14 protein-coding genes are annotated in these 16,253 nt (G+C 67.3%); 8 read left to right on the top strand and 6 right to left on the bottom strand.

Going from position 1 to position 16,253, the window contains the following annotated elements; genetic code table 11:
* The first annotated feature begins 5 nt into the window (after positions 1 to 5).
* The 6 genes from EPA99_RS15540 to EPA99_RS15515 all read left to right on the top strand — a co-directional run bounded on the left by EPA99_RS15540 (position 6) and on the right by EPA99_RS15515 (position 7,307).
* Complete coding sequence (locus EPA99_RS15540) at positions 6 to 1,223, top strand: ABC transporter permease (RefSeq protein ID WP_129472155.1); 1,218 nt, start codon at positions 6 to 8, stop codon at positions 1,221 to 1,223.
* Positions 1,224 to 1,238: 15 nt separating this feature from the next.
* On the top strand, positions 1,239 to 2,546 hold the full coding sequence (locus EPA99_RS15535) for an ABC transporter permease (protein ID WP_129472154.1): 1,308 nt from the start codon (positions 1,239 to 1,241) through the stop codon (positions 2,544 to 2,546).
* 126 nt (positions 2,547 to 2,672) lie between these two features.
* Complete coding sequence (locus tag EPA99_RS15530) at positions 2,673 to 3,899, top strand: ABC transporter permease (protein WP_129472153.1); 1,227 nt, start codon at positions 2,673 to 2,675, stop codon at positions 3,897 to 3,899.
* Between the two features lie 180 nt (positions 3,900 to 4,079).
* Positions 4,080 to 4,550, top strand: a complete 471-nt coding sequence (locus EPA99_RS15525; protein WP_129472152.1) for a nuclear transport factor 2 family protein — start codon at positions 4,080 to 4,082, stop codon at positions 4,548 to 4,550.
* Positions 4,551 to 4,621: 71 nt separating this feature from the next.
* A complete protein-coding gene (locus EPA99_RS15520; RefSeq protein ID WP_129472151.1) occupies positions 4,622 to 5,956 on the top strand; it encodes a sigma-54-dependent transcriptional regulator in 1,335 nt (444 codons plus the stop codon).
* A 25-nt stretch (positions 5,957 to 5,981) separates the two neighbouring features.
* Entirely contained in the window at positions 5,982 to 7,307 is a 1,326-nt protein-coding gene (locus EPA99_RS15515) for a sensor histidine kinase (RefSeq protein ID WP_129472150.1), read from the top strand.
* A gap of 277 nt (positions 7,308 to 7,584) precedes the next feature.
* Here the strand turns inward: EPA99_RS15515 and EPA99_RS15510 are convergent, their stop codons facing one another.
* Complete coding sequence (locus tag EPA99_RS15510; RefSeq protein ID WP_129472149.1) at positions 7,585 to 8,043, bottom strand: RidA family protein; 459 nt, start codon at positions 8,041 to 8,043, stop codon at positions 7,585 to 7,587.
* A gap of 526 nt (positions 8,044 to 8,569) precedes the next feature.
* A complete protein-coding gene (gene glmU, locus EPA99_RS15505; protein WP_129472148.1) occupies positions 8,570 to 9,940 on the bottom strand; it encodes a bifunctional UDP-N-acetylglucosamine diphosphorylase/glucosamine-1-phosphate N-acetyltransferase GlmU in 1,371 nt (456 codons plus the stop codon).
* Positions 9,941 to 10,064: 124 nt separating this feature from the next.
* Between glmU and EPA99_RS15500 the strand changes: the two genes are divergently transcribed.
* A complete protein-coding gene (locus EPA99_RS15500; RefSeq protein WP_164978672.1) occupies positions 10,065 to 11,657 on the top strand; it encodes a glycosyltransferase 87 family protein in 1,593 nt (530 codons plus the stop codon).
* Here EPA99_RS15500 and EPA99_RS15495 read toward each other — a convergent pair.
* Positions 11,608 to 12,546 (bottom strand): glycosyltransferase family 2 protein, encoded by a 939-nt coding sequence (locus tag EPA99_RS15495; protein WP_129472146.1) that lies wholly within the window; start codon positions 12,544 to 12,546, stop codon positions 11,608 to 11,610. The two genes, EPA99_RS15500 and EPA99_RS15495, sit on opposite strands and share 50 nt — an antisense overlap.
* Positions 12,547 to 12,618: 72 nt before the next feature.
* Between EPA99_RS15495 and EPA99_RS15490 the strand changes: the two genes are divergently transcribed.
* The gene (locus EPA99_RS15490; protein WP_129472145.1) at positions 12,619 to 13,026 is read left to right on the top strand and encodes a GtrA family protein; all 408 of its coding nucleotides are present in this window, start codon (positions 12,619 to 12,621) and stop codon (positions 13,024 to 13,026) included.
* Positions 13,027 to 13,330: 304 nt separating this feature from the next.
* Here EPA99_RS15490 and EPA99_RS15485 read toward each other — a convergent pair whose 3' ends face one another.
* The 3 genes from EPA99_RS15485 to atpG form a co-directional block, all read right to left on the bottom strand.
* Positions 13,331 to 13,756, bottom strand: coding sequence for a F0F1 ATP synthase subunit epsilon (locus tag EPA99_RS15485; protein ID WP_129472144.1), 426 nt, complete (start codon positions 13,754 to 13,756; stop codon positions 13,331 to 13,333).
* A gap of 101 nt (positions 13,757 to 13,857) precedes the next feature.
* Positions 13,858 to 15,264, bottom strand: a complete 1,407-nt coding sequence (gene atpD, locus EPA99_RS15480; protein WP_129472143.1) for a F0F1 ATP synthase subunit beta — start codon at positions 15,262 to 15,264, stop codon at positions 13,858 to 13,860.
* 103 nt (positions 15,265 to 15,367) lie between these two features.
* Positions 15,368 to 16,231: a F0F1 ATP synthase subunit gamma gene (gene atpG, locus EPA99_RS15475; RefSeq protein WP_129472142.1), complete on the bottom strand. Its 864-nt coding sequence runs from the start codon at positions 16,229 to 16,231 to the stop codon at positions 15,368 to 15,370.
* Between the last annotated feature and the right edge of the window lie 22 nt (positions 16,232 to 16,253).

The raw sequence follows: 16,253 nt of genomic DNA, 5'->3' as shown, positions 1-16,253 counted from the left end.
CCCGCTTGGAGATCAAACCCATCCTGTCCGCGCTGGGCCGCCACCGCGTTGCCGCGCTGCTGATCACCTTCGAGATCGCCCTGGCCTGCGCGGTGCTGTGCAACGCGCTGTTCCTGATCGCCACGCGGCTGGACCTGATGCGCGTGCAGAGCGGCGTGGACGAGTCGTCGCTGGCCATCGTCGCGTTGAATGGCTGCGATGGCTGCGTCAACGCCGACGTCAATGCCCGTGCGCTGGCGGCGCTGCGCGCCATCCCCGGCGTACGCGCGGCCGGTGTGCTCAACAGCGTCCCCTTCGGCGAGATTGCCCTTAATGCCGGGATCAGGCTCGAGCAGGACGGCGAACACTATCTCGGCGTGCCGCACTTCTACACGTTCGGTCCGGACGCGGTGGCGGCACTGGGCCTGCGGCCGGTGCAGGGCACCGGCTTTGCTCCGGAGGATTTCCAGGCACTGGACGGTTTCCTGCCCCCGTCCAGCCGCGTCTGGATCACCCAGGCGCTGGCCACGCATCTGTGGCCGGGAGAAAACGCGCTGGGCAAGAGTTTCTGGTCGGGCGACTCGAGGCTGCAGGTGGCAGGGATCCTGGCGCATTTGGCCCATCCCACGCCCGGTGGCAGCGAGGACGGCGCGGCCGCCCAGGAATGGTCGGTGGTGGTGCCCACCCGCGACGATGCGCAGGTCGGCACCTATGTGGTCCGGGCCGATCCGCTCGATGTGTCGCGGGTAGCGCAGGCCGCCCGCCAGGCACTGGCGCGTGCCATCCCGGAGGCCGTGATCGACCAGGCCCGCAGCCGCACCTTGGGCGAATTGCGCGAACGCTATTTCCAGCGCGATCGCGCCATGACCGGGCTGCTGGTGACCGTGGCCATCGCCATGCTGCTGGTCACCGCGCTGGGCATCGTCGGCCTGGCCAGTTTCTGGGTCGCACAGCGCACCAAGCAGATCGGCGTGCGCCGCGCCCTGGGCGCCACCCGTGGCGACATCCTGCGCTATTTCCAGACCGAGAATTTCCTGCTTTCCACCGGCGGCATCGCCCTGGGCATGCTGCTGGCCTACGGCGGCAACCAGTTGCTGATGCACTACTTCGAGCTGAACCGGCTGCCGCTGTTCTACCTGCCGGCAGGCGCCGCGCTGCTGTGGGCCGTCGGCCAACTGGCCGTGCTCGGCCCGGCATTACGCGCGGCCGCCGTCCCTCCCGTCATCGCTACACGCAGTGCCTGAACCAAGGAGCTCATCATGCTGGCTTACTACTTCAACCTGGCGCTGCGCAGCTTCAAGCGCCACAAGGTGCTGACCGCGCTGATGGTGCTGGCCATCGGGCTGGGCATCGGCGCCTCGATGACCACCCTGACGGTGTTCCATGTGCTGTCTGGTGACCCGATGCCCGGGCACAGCCAGAATCTGTACACGCCGCAGATCGATGCGCGCGATACCTATCCAGGCATCGAAAGCGAGCCGCTGCCGACCCAGTTCACCCGCGCCGATGCCGAGAACCTGCTGCGCGATGCCAAGGGCGATCGCCAGGTGCTGATGGCCTGGGGCAACGTGGGCATCGAGCCTGCGCGCAATGATCTCAAGCCGATGAACGTGGAGGCGCGCTTCAACTCCGCCGACTTCTTCCCCATGTTCCGTACCCCGTTCCTGTTCGGCCAGGGCTGGGACGCGCAGGCCGATGCGAACCGCGCCCGCGTGGTGGTGATCACCAAGGAGCTCAACGACAAGCTGTTCGATGGGCAGGACAGCGTGGGCAAGGACATCCGCGTGGATCAGCACAACTTCCGCATCGTCGGCGTGCTCGACGATTGGCGGCCTACGCCGAAGTTCTACGACCTGACCAGTCCGAGCTTTTCCAAGCCCGAGCAGGTGTATGTGCCCTTCAGCACCTCGCGCGATGTTGACATGTCGCGCAGCGGCAACATGGACTGCTTCCGCCAGCGCGAGGAGGGCGTACGCGACACCGACATCGGCGCCGGCTGCATGTGGATGCAGTACTGGGTGCAGCTGGACACGCCGGCCAAGGCCGCCGACTACAAGCGCTACCTGCAGAACTACGTGCAGGAACAGCACCGTGCCGGGCGCTTCCAGCTCAACCGCGAGCCGGAGCTGCGCAACACCATGGAATGGCTAGAGTTCCAGCGCGTGGTGCCGTCGGACGTGCGCCTGCAGCTGTGGCTGGCGATGGGCTTCCTGGCCGTGTGCCTGCTCAACACCGTCGGCCTTCTGCTGGCCAAGTTCCTGCGCCGCAGCGGCGAGATCGGCGTACGCCGCGCACTGGGCGCCTCGCGCCAGGAGATCTTCAACCAGTGCCTGGTCGAGGCGGCCACCGTTGGCCTGGCCGGCGGCCTGCTCGGCCTGCTGCTGGCCCTGACCGGCCTGTGGCTGGTGCGCCAGCAGCCGGCCGATTACGCCGAACTGGCGCAGCTGGACCCGGCGATGCTGCTGACCACCTTTGTCCTGGCCCTGGTCGCCAGCCTGCTGGCCGGCCTGCTTCCGGCCTGGCGCGCCATGCAGATCACGCCGGCTGTGCAGCTCAAGAGCCAGTGAAGCAGGAACGAGTGGGGAGGAACGAGAAACGAGAGATAGGCCCACGCCGCAAATCTCGCTCGCCTCTCCTGCTCTGACTCGTTTCTCGTTCCTCTCCACTCGTTCCTCAATCCCCAGGAGCCTTCCATGGATATCCGCCCCATCCTCTCCACGCTGTCGCGGCACAAGACCGCCGCTGCGCTGATCGTGCTGGAGATCGCGTTGAGCTGCGCCATCATTTGCAACGCGGTATTCCTGATCAGCCAACGCATCGAGTCCATCAGCACCACCACCGGCATCGCCGAAGACGAGTTGATACGCATCCAGATCACCGGCATCGGCCAGGACGAACGCGCCATGGCCCTGACCCGCGAGGACCTGGCCGCGCTGCGCGCCATCCCGGGCGTGAAGCAGGCCGAGATGACCAACCAGGTGCCGCTGGTGAACTCGTCCTGGAACACCTCGGTCAACAGTCAACCCGACACCAAGGCGCCGGGCCCGAACGCCACCATGTACATGGGCGGGCCGGCCATGCACGAGACGCTGGGGCTGAAACTGGTCGCAGGCCGTGCGCTGACGCCGGAGGACTACCAGGCTTACGACGACAAGGCGGGCTTCCGCGGCATCAAGCCGGGCGTGGTGGTGATTACCAAGGCGTTGGCCGAACGGCTGTTTCCCAAGCAGGATCCGCTGGGCAAGATGATCTATGGATTCGGCCAGGACCCGGTCCGCATCGTGGGTGTCCTCGAGCGCCTGGTGCGGCCCAACGTCAACGGCTGGGGCAAGGACGAGAGCAACTTCTCGATGATCCTGCCCGTCGCCCTGCCCTACACCATGGGCGGCAACTACCTGATCCGCGCCGATGCCTCGCGCCGCCAGGAAGTCATGGAAGCGGCGGTCAAGGCGCTGCAGGCCAATAGCAACAGCCGCATCGTGCTGGAGCAGCAGCTGTTCGGCGACATCCGTGCCGACTTCTATCGCCAGGACCGTTCCATGGCCTGGATGTTGACCGGTGTGTGCCTGGCCCTGCTGATCGTCACCGCGCTGGGCATCGTGGGCCTTGCCAGCTTCTGGGTGCAGCAGCGCACCAAGCAGATCGGCATCCGCCGCGCCTTGGGCGCCACCCGCGGGCAGATCCTGCAGTATTTCCAGACCGAGAACTTCCTGCTGGCCAGCATCGGCATCGTGCTGGGCATGGTGCTGGCCTACGGCATCAACCACCTGCTGATGAGCCGCTACGAGCTGCCGCGCCTGCCGCTGATCTACCTGCCGGTCGGGGCCATCTCGCTGTGGGTGCTGGGCCAGCTGGCCGTGCTCGGCCCGGCCCGCCATGCCGCGGCGGTGCCGCCGGCCATCGCCACGCGTTCGGCGTAAGCGCAGCGGTTCCATCTACCGATCGCGCAGGGCAAAGACCTGCGCGATCGGCGCTCGAAAAACCATGGGAGCCACTTGTACACTGCGGCTCCCGTCCATCGCTGGGACTTGCCCGGCAACTGCGCTGAACGCAGTGCCAGCCGCGCCAGCGACCTGCGGAACTCAAAGGGGATATCGACGATGCGCATGACGATCCGGGCCCTGGCCCTGCTGGCCTGCACCTTCGCGGCAGGGCTAGCGCCGGCCGCCGAGCCGGCCAGCCTGCAGGACACCATCGCCGACCTGGATGCGCGGGTGTTCGGTGCCTTCAATCAGTGCCAGGATCCGGCCAGGCTGGCCGAGCATGCCGCCTTCTTCGACCCCAAGGTCGAGTTCTACCACGACACCGGCGGGGTGACCTGGACGCGCGAGCAGATGCTGGACAACACCCGCAAGTACGCCTGCGGCCACTTCACCCGCCAGCTGGTGCCCGGCAGCCTGAAGGTGTATCCGATCAAGGATTTCGGCGCCATCGAGCAGGGGCAGCATCGCTTCTGCCACGCCGGCGAACAGCGCTGCGAAGGCCTTGCCGATTTCACCATCGTCTGGCATCGGCAGGATGGGCAATGGACCATCACCCGCGTGCTCAGCTACGGTCACCGCAGCGACTGAGTGCGTGCCCGCCCATCCCGGGCGCGAGTGCGGCCAGCGCCCCCGTCATCCATCATTGATCCAGCGACGCAATGCCCAACATCCTGATCATCGATGACAACCCGGCCGTGGTCACCGCCCTGAGCGTGCTGTTTTCGCTGCACGACATCCACACGGTGCATGCGCACGACCCGCAGGCCGGCCTGGCGCTGCTGGACCGCGGGGGCATCGACCTGGTCATCCAGGACATGAACTTCAGCGCCGACACCACCAGCGGCGAAGAGGGCCAGGCGCTGTTCGCGCAGATCCGCGCGCGTCACCCGGACCTGCCGGTGATCCTGCTGACCGCCTGGACGCATCTGGAAGCGGCGGTGGAACTGGTCAAGGCCGGCGCGGCCGACTACCTGGGCAAGCCCTGGGACGATCGCCGCCTGCTGGCCACCGTCAACACCCTGCTGGAGCTGTCCGAGACCCGCCAGGAACTGGCGCGCCGCCAGGCGCGCGAGCGCAGCCAGCGCATGCAGCTGGCGCAGAAGTACGACCTGCGCGGGGTGGTGTTCGACGATGCGGCCAGCGAACGCGTGCTGGCCCTGGCCTGCCAGGTCGCGCGCTCGGATCTGCCGGTGCTGATCACCGGCCCCAACGGCAGCGGCAAGGAGAAGCTGGCCGAAATCGTGCAGGCCAACTCGTCCGTGCGCGGCGGCGCCTTCGTCACGCTCAACTGCGGCGCGCTGCCGGCCGAGCTGATCGAGGCCGAGCTGTTCGGCGCCGATGCCGGCGCCTACACCGGCGCCAACAAGGCGCGCGAAGGCAAGTTCGAGGCCGCCGATGGCGGCACCCTGTTCCTGGACGAGATCGGCAACCTGCCGCTGGCCGGGCAGATGAAACTGCTGCGGGTGCTGGAGACCGGCAAGTTCGAGCGGCTGGGCTCCAACCGCGAGCGCCACGTGCAGGTGCGGGTGATCAGCGCCACCAATGCCGACCTGCCGGCGATGATCCGCGCCGGCAGCTTCCGCGAGGACCTGTACTACCGGCTCAACGCGATCGAACTGGCCCTGCCCTCGCTGGCCGAACGGTCGGGCGACATCCTGCCGCTGGCCCTGCATTTTTCCGACAAGCCCATCGGCGAGAGCGCGCGCGCCGCGCTGCTGCGGCACCCCTGGCCGGGCAATGTGCGCGAGTTGCGCAACGTGATCCAGCGCGCCAGCCTGCTGTCGATGGGTCCGCGCATCGAGGCCGAGGACCTCAAGCTGCCGGCCGCACCCAGCGCCCCGCGCCCGGTGACCGCGCACGAGCCGGACAAGGCGCAGATCGAGTCGGCCCTGGCGCGCGCAGGCGGGGTGATCGCCCAAGCCGCGACCGAACTGGGCCTGAGCCGCCAGGCGCTTTACCGTCGCATGGACCGCCACGGCATTCCGCGCGAATGAGCCTGCCGCCGAGGAGCCGCCAGGCATGATCAAGCGCTCGCTGGCCGGCCGCCTGCTGCTGTGGCTGCTGCCCGCCTTCATCGTGGCGCTGGTACTGCCGGCGGTGGTGGGCCACTGGATCGACGATCCCTGGCTGTGCGCCTTGATCTGTGCGCCAGCCGTGCTGGCCTGGGTGACCTGGTGCGTGCACCGCGCCCTGCGCCCGGTCAACTCGCTGTTCCGCGCCCTGAGCGGGGCGACCAACAGCTACCGCGATGGCGAATACAACTTCGGCATCCACTGGGCCGGCGACGACGAACTGGCGCGCCTGGTCGAGGCGCACGGCGAGATGGGCCAGGTGCTGCGCGACCAGCGCCAGGGCCTGGTGCAACGCGAGCTGCTGCTGGACACCATGGTGCAGCACACGCCGGTGGCGATGCTGCTGCTCACGCCCGGCGGCGATGGCGAACGCCGCGTGGTCTTCGCCAACGTCGCGGCGCGCACCCTGCTGCATGGCGGGCGCCGGATGGAGGGCTACCCCTTCGACCACGTGCTGCAGCACGCGCCACGGGAAATGGTGGAAGCCCTGGAGCGAGGCGGCGACAGCCTGTTCGCCGTGGCATCCGAAGAGGAAGGCGGCGAGGAACAGGTCTATCACCTCACCCGACGGCAGTACCAGCTCAACGGCCGTCGCCAGGAGCTGTTGCAGCTGTGGCGCCTGACCACCGAGCTGCGCCGGCAGGAAGTGCAGACCTGGAAGAAGGTCATCCGCGTGATCAGCCACGAGCTCAACAACTCGCTGGCGCCGATCGCCTCGCTGGCCCACTCGGGCGGTGAGCTGGTCAGGCGCGGACGCACCGACCAGCTCGGCCCGGTGTTCTCCACCATCGAGGAGCGCGCACGGCACCTGGAGGAGTTCATTCGCGGCTATGCGCGCTTTGCCAAGCTGCCGCAGCCCAACCTGCAGGGCGTCGAATGGGCCAGCTATCTGGCCAGCCTGCGTTCGCAGATCGGCTTCCGCCTGGAGGGCCAGTCCCAGGACCTGCACAGCCGCATCGACCACGCCCAGCTCGGCCAGGCCCTGCTCAACCTGCTGAAGAACGCCCACGAATCCGGCGGCGACCCGGCGGAGGTGACCCTGCGTATCCTGCCGGTTCCAGGCCACGTGCGCCTGGAGGTCATGGACCGCGGCAGCGGAATGAACGAGGCGGTGCTGCAGAACGCGCTGGTGCCGTTCTACTCGACCAAGCGCAACGGCACCGGGTTGGGCCTGGCCCTGACGCGCGAGATCGTCGAAGCTCACGGTGGCCGCATCTCCCTGCACAACCGCGAGGGCGGTGGGCTGTGCGTGATGTTGCATTTGCCGGCGTGAGGGGCTGGGCTGGTTCGAGGAACGGATAGAGAGGAACGAGTTGAGAGGAACGAGGAACGAGTGAAAGCTCGCCTTTGGTCGCTCCTCGTACTCATGCGCCCCGTCGGGGGCCTTGGTGGACAAGCTACGCGTTGTCCACCCTACGCGACTCCAGCTGTTTCGAGCAACGCATGGAAACTCGCTTTGACTCGTTCCTCGTTCCTCTCCACTCGTTCCTCAATCCCAGCACCGTAGGGTGGATGACGCTCTGCTCATCCACCGCGCCCGTGCAATGGCCTCACTTGCCCGCGTAGGCCTTGCAGTCCACCTCCACCAGCGCGCCCATCGGCAAGGCGCTGACTGCCATCGCGCTGCGCGCCGGCAGGTGATCGGGCTTGAACGCCGCGACATACACGCTGTTGAAGGTGGCCCAGTTGCTCATGTCGGTGATCATGGCCGTGCAGTGGCTGACATCGTCCATGCCCAGGCCTGCGGACTTCAACGCGGTGGCGACATTGGCCATGGTGTTGCGCGCCTGGGTCTCGAAATCCGCCGGCAACTTGCCGTCGGCGCCCGCACCCAGCTGGCCGGACACGTACACGGTGTCACCGGCCTTGACCGCCGCCGCATACGGGGCCTTGCTGCCGGCGGGACGGAAGTACTGCAGTTCGCCGGCCGCGGCACCGCTGGCGAAGGCCAGCAGCGCGCACAGACACACGACGCGGGAGAAACCACGGGAACGGATCGATACCTTCATGCGAGGACCTCAGGGTGGGAGGAGGAACGACACACCGGCGCAGCGTCATCCCTGGACGCCCACGCCCAGCCGCGGCGAGCGGCACAAGCACCATTCCGCGGATCCCTGCGGCCGTCCCCGACCTTACTTGCTGCAGCGCCACACCGCCAGCAGGCTTGCACCTGGGGGGGGGGCGCTTTAGCGACGAAAGGCTTTCATGGGAAAGCCCCATTCGCCGATGAATCGGCTCCCACACCAGCAGTCAACAGAAGCGTAGGGCGGATCGTGATCCGCCATCGCACGAGGTCCGCGCCGATAAGACCCGCTTGCGTGCAAACCGCAACTCGGCCCTCATCTGGACCGCGAGATCCAGCATCGCGCCAGCTGGTCGCGACCCGCCCTACTCGCTGACCACCCCTTGTGTGAGTCGCTTCAGCGACGAAGGGCTTTCATGGGAAAGCCCCATCCGCAGATGAATCGGCTCCCACAGCAACCGGCGGCAGGCAGCTAAGCATCGGCATCCCGGAGCCGCAGCGCTACCGACAGCTCAGCTGCGCTTCTTCTTTGGCCGTTCCCAGCCTTCCAGCGTGGTCTGCCGCGCGCGTGCCAGGGTCAGCTTCCCCTCGGGTGCGTCGCGGGTCACCACCGAACCGGCCCCCAGCGTGGCGCCATCGCCGATGGTGATCGGCGCGACCAGTGCGGAGTTGGAGCCGACGAAGACGTTGTCGCCGATCACCGTGGTGAACTTGTTGATGCCGTCATAGTTGCAGGTGATGGTGCCAGCGCCCACATTCGTGCCGCTGCCGATCACGGTATCGCCCAGATAGGTCAGGTGGTTGGCCTTGGTGCCCACGCCCAGCACGGCCTTCTTGGTCTCCACGAAGTTGCCGACGTGCACGCCATCGGCCAGCACCGTGCCCGGCCGCAGGCGCGCGAACGGACCGATCTGCACCGCGCCCTCGGTGACCACGCCTTCCAAGTCGCAATGCGCGCGCACTTCCGTGCCCGGCCCCAGCTTGACGTCCTTGAGCCGCACGAACGGCCCGATCTGCACGCCGTCGGCCAGCTCGACCTCGCCTTCGATGATGACATCCACGTCGATCTGCACATCGCGCCCTACGCTAAGGCGTCCGCGCAGGTCGAACCGCGCCGGGTCCAGCAGGCGCGCGCCGTCGGCGCAGACCTGACGTGCCGCGCGCAGCTGCCAGGCGCGTTCCAGCTGCGCCAGCTGCCAGGGATCGTTGGCGCCTTCGGCCTCGACCGGGTCGGCCACCACCACCAGGTCGGCCGGGGTGAACTCGGCCGCAGCCATGGCGAAGACGTCGGTCAGGTAGTACTCGCCCTGCGCGTTCTCGTTGGACAGCTGCGCCAGCCAGCGCCGCATCGCGGTCGATTCGGTGGTCAGGATGCCGGTGTTGACGGTGCGGATGCGCCGCGTCTGCTCGTCGGCGTCCTTGTGTTCGACGATGGCCGCCACCTTGCCCGCCGCATCGCGCACGATGCGGCCGTAGCCGGTCGGATCCTCCGGCTCGGCCACCAGCACGGCCAGGCGCCCGGGATCGTGCAGCAGGCGCAGCAGCGTCTCGGCACGCAGCAAGGGCACGTCGCCGTACAGCACCAGCACCGTGCAGGCATCGGGCACGTTCGGCATGGCCTGGCGCACGGCATGGCCGGTGCCCAGTTGCCTGCTCTGCTCGGCCCAGAGCAGGTCGGGCTGATCGGCGAAGGCCGCCTGCACCTGGTCCCCGCCATGGCCATAGACCACGTGGATGCCCGCCGGCTGCAGCGCACGGGCCGTGTCGATCACATGCGCCAGCATCGGCTTGCCCGCGATCGGCTGCAGCACCTTGGGCTTGGCGGACTTCATGCGCTTGCCTTCGCCGGCGGCGAGGATGATCACATGCAGGGGAAGCGTCATGAGGGGCGGGTCGGTCGATGGCGTTGCGGGCAATTCTAATCGGTCGGAGGATCGCGCCCGCGCCGTGGCGGAGACGGCCTGCGATAATCCCCGGCTCCGTGCCGCCCGCTCAAGGAAGACCGATTTGTCCGCGCCCCGACCGCATACCACCCCGGCCCTGTCCTGGAAGTTCACCCTGGCCCTGGCCACGCTGCTGACCCTGCTGACCGCGCTGGTCAACGGCCAGGACCGCAACTGGGATCTGCGCAACTACCATCTCTATACCGGTTCTGCTTTGCTGCAGGGACGCCTGGACCAGGACATCGCCGCCGCGCAGCTGCAGACCTGGCACAACCCGGCGACCGACCTGCCCTTCGTGTGGATGGTCCACGCCGGCTGGCCCGGCTGGCTGATCGCCTGCTGGCTGTGCCTGCCCTCGCTGCTGGCGCTGTTCTTCGCCCTGCGCATCCTGGACCGCTGCTGGCCGCAGGCGTCCAGCCGCTGGCGGCTGGCGCTCACTGCGGTGTTGGCGCTGACCGGCGCGGCCGTCGGTCCCAGCGTCGGCTCCACCTTCAACGATGCCATCATCGCCGCCGGCGCCACCGGTGCGCTCTGGTGGGTGCTGCGCACGCGCGCCGATGCCAGTCTGTGGAAGACCTGGCTGCCGGCCGGCCTGATCCTGGGCCTGGCGACCGGCCTGAAGCTGACCGGCATCATCTACTGCGTCGCGCTGGCGGCGGTGGCCCTGCTGGCCGGCCCGTGGCGCCGGGCGCCGCTGCGCGCACTGGCCCTGGCGCTTGGCGGGGTGCTCGGCGGTGTGCTGACTGCGGGCCCCTGGGCCTGGGTGCTGTGGCAGACCTTCGGCAATCCGCTGTTTCCCTACTTCAACCAGGTGTTCCAGTCCCCGTACGCGCAGGCGGTGGCCTACAACGACGCCCGTTTCATCCCGCATGGGCTGGACGCCTGGCTGACGGTGTTTCATTTCACCAAGCGCGGCTTCCTGTTCTCCGAAGCCAGGCTGGCCGATCCGCGCATCCTGCTGGGCCTGCTGTCGCTGGGCCTGAGCGTGTTCCTGCAGCGCAGGCGTCAGCAGCCCTGGCGCGATGTCGGCCTGCTGTTGCTGTTCAGCGTGGTCACCCTGGCGATGTGGACCAGGCTGTACGGCATCTACCGCTACCTGATCGCCGTCGAGCTGCTGTGCGCGGTCGCGCTGGCGGGCGCGGCCAGCGCCTATCTGCCCAAGCGTTGGCCGCGTTTCGTCCTGATCGTCGGACTGGCGCTGGTGATCGGCCTGACCAAGCGGCCCGGCTGGGGACGCAGCCATCCGTTCACCACGCCGATGGTCCAGGTGCGCTTCCCGTCCATAGAACCGGACGCCATGGTGATCATCTCCAGCACCTCGCCGCTGGGGCATGCCGTGGCCTTCCTGCCGCCGTCGGTGCCGGCGATCTCCATCGCCAACAACTTCATGCGTCCGCAGACCTGCACCGCCTTGCAAGCGGACGCCGAGGCGCGCATCGCCCAACACCGCGGGCCGTTCTACCTGCTGCGGGAAACCCGGACCGACCTGGAAGACCCGGTCGCCACCGAGTACACCCACTACGGCCTTGCCCAGCAGGGCCCGTGCCAGCCGGTCAGCGATTCGCTTCGGCCGGTGGAGCTATGCCCGCTGCAGCGCGTGCAAGAGGTCAGCGCGCTGTGCCCGCAGGCCCGCGCTGCCCCAGCAGCTGATCGGTGATCAGCCGCTGGATCTCATTGGCGCGGCGGTTGACCGTATCCAGGATCAGCCCCGTCGCCAGCGAGACCATGCCCACCAAAGTCAGCGCCACGGCCAGCACCGCGGTGGAAGGATGGGTGACCAGGCCGGTGCGGCTGAATTCGGCGATCACGATGCTGCCGAAGGCCAGGCCGGCCAGCGCCAGCACCGCGGCAATCCCGCCAAAGAACAGTAGTGGCCGCATGTCCTTGAAAAGGAACAGCACGGTCTTGAGCACGCGCACGCCATCGCGATAGGTGCTCAGCTTGGATTCGCTGCCTTCCGGCCGCACGCCGTAGGCGATGGGATGCTCGGCCAGCACGAAGCCGTTGCCGAGCGCGAAGACCGTCATTTCGGTCTCGATCTCGAAGCCCTTGGACAACACCGGCATCGACTTGACGAAGCGTCGCGAGAACACCCGGTAGCCCGAGAGCACATCCCGCACCGGGCTGCCGAACAGCATGGCCACGCAGCGGCGCACCAGTTGGTTGCCGACGCCGTGAAAGCGACGGAACGAGGCCGCTTCGTGCGAGTCCAGGCGCGTGCCCACCACCATGTCCGCGCGCCCGGCGATCACGTCGGCCAGCAGCGGCGCTACCGCCTGCGCCGGATACGTGTCATCGCCATCGACCATGACATACACGTCGGCGTCGACGTCGCGGAACATCGCGCGCACCACGTTGCCCTTGCCCTTGGCCGCGACCGGGCGCACCTGCGCGCCTTCGCGCAATGCGATCGCCGTGGTGTCGTCGGTGCTGGCGTTGTCGAAGACCCAGATGTCCGCCTGGGGAAGCGCGGCCCTGAAATCGCGCACCACCTTGCCGATGGTGGTGGCCTCGTTGTGGCAGGGAATCAGAACCGCGACGCGCACGGGAACTCCATGGACTGAATCAGGCGCAGATCTTACAGGGCCGCGCACAGGCATCCCGCTACAATCTCACCCATGCCATCGCGCCTCCTGCATTCGCGCCTGCTGCGCCAGGGCTCCAGCTTCGCCGTGATCGGTGGACTGCAGCTGCTGGTGGACTGGGCCGCCTTCGTCGGCCTGAGCGCGCTGGGCGTGCCGGCCAGTGCGGCCAACGTGAGTGGACGGGTGTGCGGCGCCCTGCTCGGCTTCTGGCTCAACGGGCGCTATACCTTCGCCGATGCGCAGGGCGCCGCGCGCCTGGGCTGGTCGCGCTTCGCCCGCTTCCTGGCGATGTGGCTGGTCATGACCGTGATCAGCACCTGGCTGATGCTGCGCGTGGAGGCCGAGCTCGGCCTGCGCCTGGCCTGGCTGGCCAAGCCGCTGGTGGAAGGCGGACTGGCGGTGGTGAGCTTTTTCCTGGGCCGGCACCTGGTCTACCGCTGAGCATCTGGCCCGCGCCCCGGGGGCCGCCCTCGCCGACGCCGCGCAATGGTGTCGATGTCGCAACGGATGGTGCTCGCCATCGTTCTTCTCTTATGGAGAAACGAGGAACGAGGAACGAGGAACGAGGAACGAGGAACGAGTGAAAGCTTCAGACCGAGACTCGTTTCTCGTTCCTCTCCACTCGTTCCTGGCCCCTTCAGGCCTTCTCAGCCATCTTCTTGGCCCTCACGACGGTGTCGACGGCAGCGCTAGAAACGAAAACGCCGGCGCAAGGCCGGCGTCTTCGTGTCGCGTCAGCAGGCGCTCAGTGCTTGAGGTTCTTACGCAGGCGCTCCAGCGCCTGCAGCTGCACCAGGGCTTCGGTGAGCTGCTGCTGGGCCTTGGCCACGTCCACCGTCTCGCCGCGGTTGGCCAGCAGGCGCTCAGCCTCTTCCTTGGCGGCCTTGACCTTGGCCTCGTCGATGTCCTGCGCGCGGATCGCGGTGTCGGCCAGCACCGTCACCACCTGCGGCTGCACCTCCAGGATGCCGCCGGAGATGGCGAAATCCAGGTGCTCGCCCGCGGCCGTGGTCACCACAACCTTGCCCGGCTTCAGGCGCGTGATCAGCGGCGCATGCTTGGGCGCAATGCCCAGCTCGCCCAACTCGCCGGTGGCGACCACCAGGGTGGCTTCACCGTGGTAGATCTCCTGCTCGGCGCTGACGATGTCGCAACGGATGGTGCTTGCCATGGTGACTCTCTTCTAGAGGAACGAGGAACGAGAAACGAGGAACGAGTGGAAGTTTCAGACCGAGACTCGTTTCTCGTTCCTCTTCACTCGTTCCTGGCCCTTCAGGCCTTCTCAGCCATCTTCTTGGCCTTCTCGACGGCTTCGTCGATGGAGCCAACCATGTAGAACGCCTGCTCCGGCAGGTGGTCGTACTCGCCTTCCACGATGCCCTTGAAGCCGCGGATGGTTTCCTTCAGCGAGACGTACTTGCCCGGCGAGCCGGTGAACACTTCGGCCACGTGGAAGGGCTGGCTGAAGAAGCGCTCGATCTTGCGCGCGCGCGAGACCGCTTCCTTGTCTTCCTGCGACAGCTCATCCATGCCGAGGATGGCGATGATGTCCTTCAGTTCCTTGTACTTCTGCAGGGTCTGCTGGACCTTGCGGGCCACTTCGTAGTGCTCGCTGCCGACCACCAGCGGATCCAGCTGGCGGCTGGTGGAGGCCAGCGGGTCGACCGCCGGGTAGATGCCCAGCGAGGCGATCTCACGCGACAGGGCCACGGTGGAGTCCAGGTGGGCGAAGGTGGTGGCCGGCGACGGATCGGTGTAATCGTCGGCGGGCACGTACACGGCCTGGATCGAGGTGATCGAACCGGTCTTGGTCGAGGTGATGCGCTCCTGCAGCACGCCCATTTCCTCGGCCAGGGTCGGCTGGTAACCCACCGCCGACGGCATGCGGCCCAGCAGCGCGGACACTTCGGTACCGGCCAGCGTGTAGCGGTAGATGTTGTCCACGAACAGCAGCACGTCCTTGCCCTTGCCCGAGGCGTCCTTCTCATCGCGGAAGTACTCGGCCATGGTCAGGCCGGTCAGCGCCACGCGCAGACGGTTGCCCGGCGGCTCGTTCATCTGGCCGTACACCATCGCAACCTTGTCCAGGACGTTGGAGTCCTTCATCTCGTGATAGAAGTCGTTGCCCTCGCGGGTACGCTCGCCCACGCCGGCGAACACCGACAGGCCTTCGTGCGCCTTGGCGATGTTGTTGATCAGTTCCATCATGTTGACGGTCTTGCCCACGCCGGCGCCGCCGAACAGGCCGACCTTGCCGCCCTTGGCGAACGGGCACACCAGGTCGATGACCTTGATGCCGGTTTCCAGCAGCTCGGTGGCCGAGGACTGGTCTTCGTACGAAGGCGCGGCGCGGTGGATTTCCCAGCTGTCGGTGCCTTCGACCGGACCGGCTTCGTCGATCGGGCGACCCAGCACGTCCATGATGCGGCCCAGGGTGGCCTTGCCCACCGGCACGGAGATCGCCTTGCCGGTGTTGGTGGCGACCAGGTTGCGCTTGAGGCCGTCGGTCGAGCCGAGGGCGATCGTGCGCACCACGCCATCGCCCAGCTGCTGCTGGACTTCGAGCGTGATCTCGGTGTTGTCCACCTTCAACGCGTCGTACACGCGCGGCACGTCGGCGCGCGGGAACTCGACGTCGACGACGGCGCCGATGATCTGAACGATCTTGCCCTGACTCATGGTTGGAACCCTCTAGACTCTGAAATGTTTGGCGACCGATCGCCGTTGTATTTTCGGGTGGACGACACGCGGCGCGCCGCAGCCGTCCGAAACTTCTGACTCGTCAGATCGCCGCGGCGCCGCCGACGATTTCCGAGATTTCCTGGGTGATCGCCGCCTGGCGGGCCTTGTTGTAGACCAGTTGCAGCGTGCCGATCATCTTGCTGGCGTTGTCGCTGGCGGCCTTCATCGCCACCATGCGCGCGGCGTGCTCGGAGGCCACGTTCTCCAGCACCGCCTGGTACACCAGCGACTCCACGTAACGCACCAGCACGTGCTCCAGCACGGTCTTGGCGTCCGGTTCGTAGATGTAGTCCCAGTCGTGCTTGGGCGCGCCGCCCTCGGCCGGCGGCAGCGGCAGCAGCTGGTCGAAGGACGCCTTCTGGCTCATGGTGTTCACGAAGTGGTTGTAGACCACGTACACGCGGTCCACCTTGCCGGCTTCGTAGGCTTCCAGCATCACCTGGATCACGCCGATCAGCTGCTCGATGTGCGGCGCATCGCCCAGGTGGGTGACGCTGCCGACCATGTTGACGTCGATGCGGCGGAAAAAGGCCGAAGCCTTCTGACCGATGGTGACCACGTCGATCTCGGCGCCCTTGTCCTGCCAGCCGCGCACCTCGCCCAGCATCTTGCGGAACAGGTTGTTGTTCAGGCCGCCGGCCAGGCCGCGGTCGGAGGAGACCACGATGTAGCCCACGCGCTTGACCTGCTCGCGCTCCACCAGGAACGGGTGCTGGAACTCGGTGTTGGCCTGGGCCAGGTGGCCGATGACCTGGCGCATCGCCTTGGCATAGGGGCGCGAGGTCTTCATGCGGTCCTGCGCCTTGCGGATCTTGGAGGCCGAGACCATCTCCAGCGCGCGCGTCACCTTGCGGGTGTTCTGCACGCTCTTGATCTTGGTTTTGATTTCGCGTCCGCCTGCCATCTTTTTCTCGCTTCGCTCGCGG

It is taken from the genome of Pseudoxanthomonas composti (genome assembly GCF_004122095.1).
Classification (GTDB): domain Bacteria; phylum Pseudomonadota; class Gammaproteobacteria; order Xanthomonadales; family Xanthomonadaceae; genus Pseudoxanthomonas_A; species Pseudoxanthomonas_A composti.
Note: the sequence above shows the minus strand (reverse complement) of the source record. Positions and strands in the feature narration are given on the sequence as shown.

Excerpts from the sequence above, each read along its gene's own strand:
- glmU (WP_129472148.1), bottom strand. The coding sequence starts at position 9,940 with ATGACGCTTCCCCTGCATGTGATCATCCTCGCCGCCGGCGAAGGCAAG.
- EPA99_RS15485 (WP_129472144.1), bottom strand. The coding sequence starts at position 13,756 with ATGGCAAGCACCATCCGTTGCGACATCGTCAGCGCCGAGCAGGAGATC.
- EPA99_RS15530 (WP_129472153.1), top strand. The coding sequence starts at position 2,673 with ATGGATATCCGCCCCATCCTCTCCACGCTGTCGCGGCACAAGACCGCC.
- EPA99_RS15490 (WP_129472145.1), top strand. The coding sequence starts at position 12,619 with ATGCCATCGCGCCTCCTGCATTCGCGCCTGCTGCGCCAGGGCTCCAGC.
- EPA99_RS15535 (WP_129472154.1), top strand. The coding sequence starts at position 1,239 with ATGCTGGCTTACTACTTCAACCTGGCGCTGCGCAGCTTCAAGCGCCAC.
- EPA99_RS15510 (WP_129472149.1), bottom strand. The coding sequence starts at position 8,043 with ATGAAGGTATCGATCCGTTCCCGTGGTTTCTCCCGCGTCGTGTGTCTG.
- EPA99_RS15520 (WP_129472151.1), top strand. The coding sequence starts at position 4,622 with ATGCCCAACATCCTGATCATCGATGACAACCCGGCCGTGGTCACCGCC.
- atpG (WP_129472142.1), bottom strand. The coding sequence starts at position 16,231 with ATGGCAGGCGGACGCGAAATCAAAACCAAGATCAAGAGCGTGCAGAAC.
- EPA99_RS15525 (WP_129472152.1), top strand. The coding sequence starts at position 4,080 with ATGCGCATGACGATCCGGGCCCTGGCCCTGCTGGCCTGCACCTTCGCG.
- atpD (WP_129472143.1), bottom strand. The coding sequence starts at position 15,264 with ATGAGTCAGGGCAAGATCGTTCAGATCATCGGCGCCGTCGTCGACGTC.
- EPA99_RS15515 (WP_129472150.1), top strand. The coding sequence starts at position 5,982 with ATGATCAAGCGCTCGCTGGCCGGCCGCCTGCTGCTGTGGCTGCTGCCC.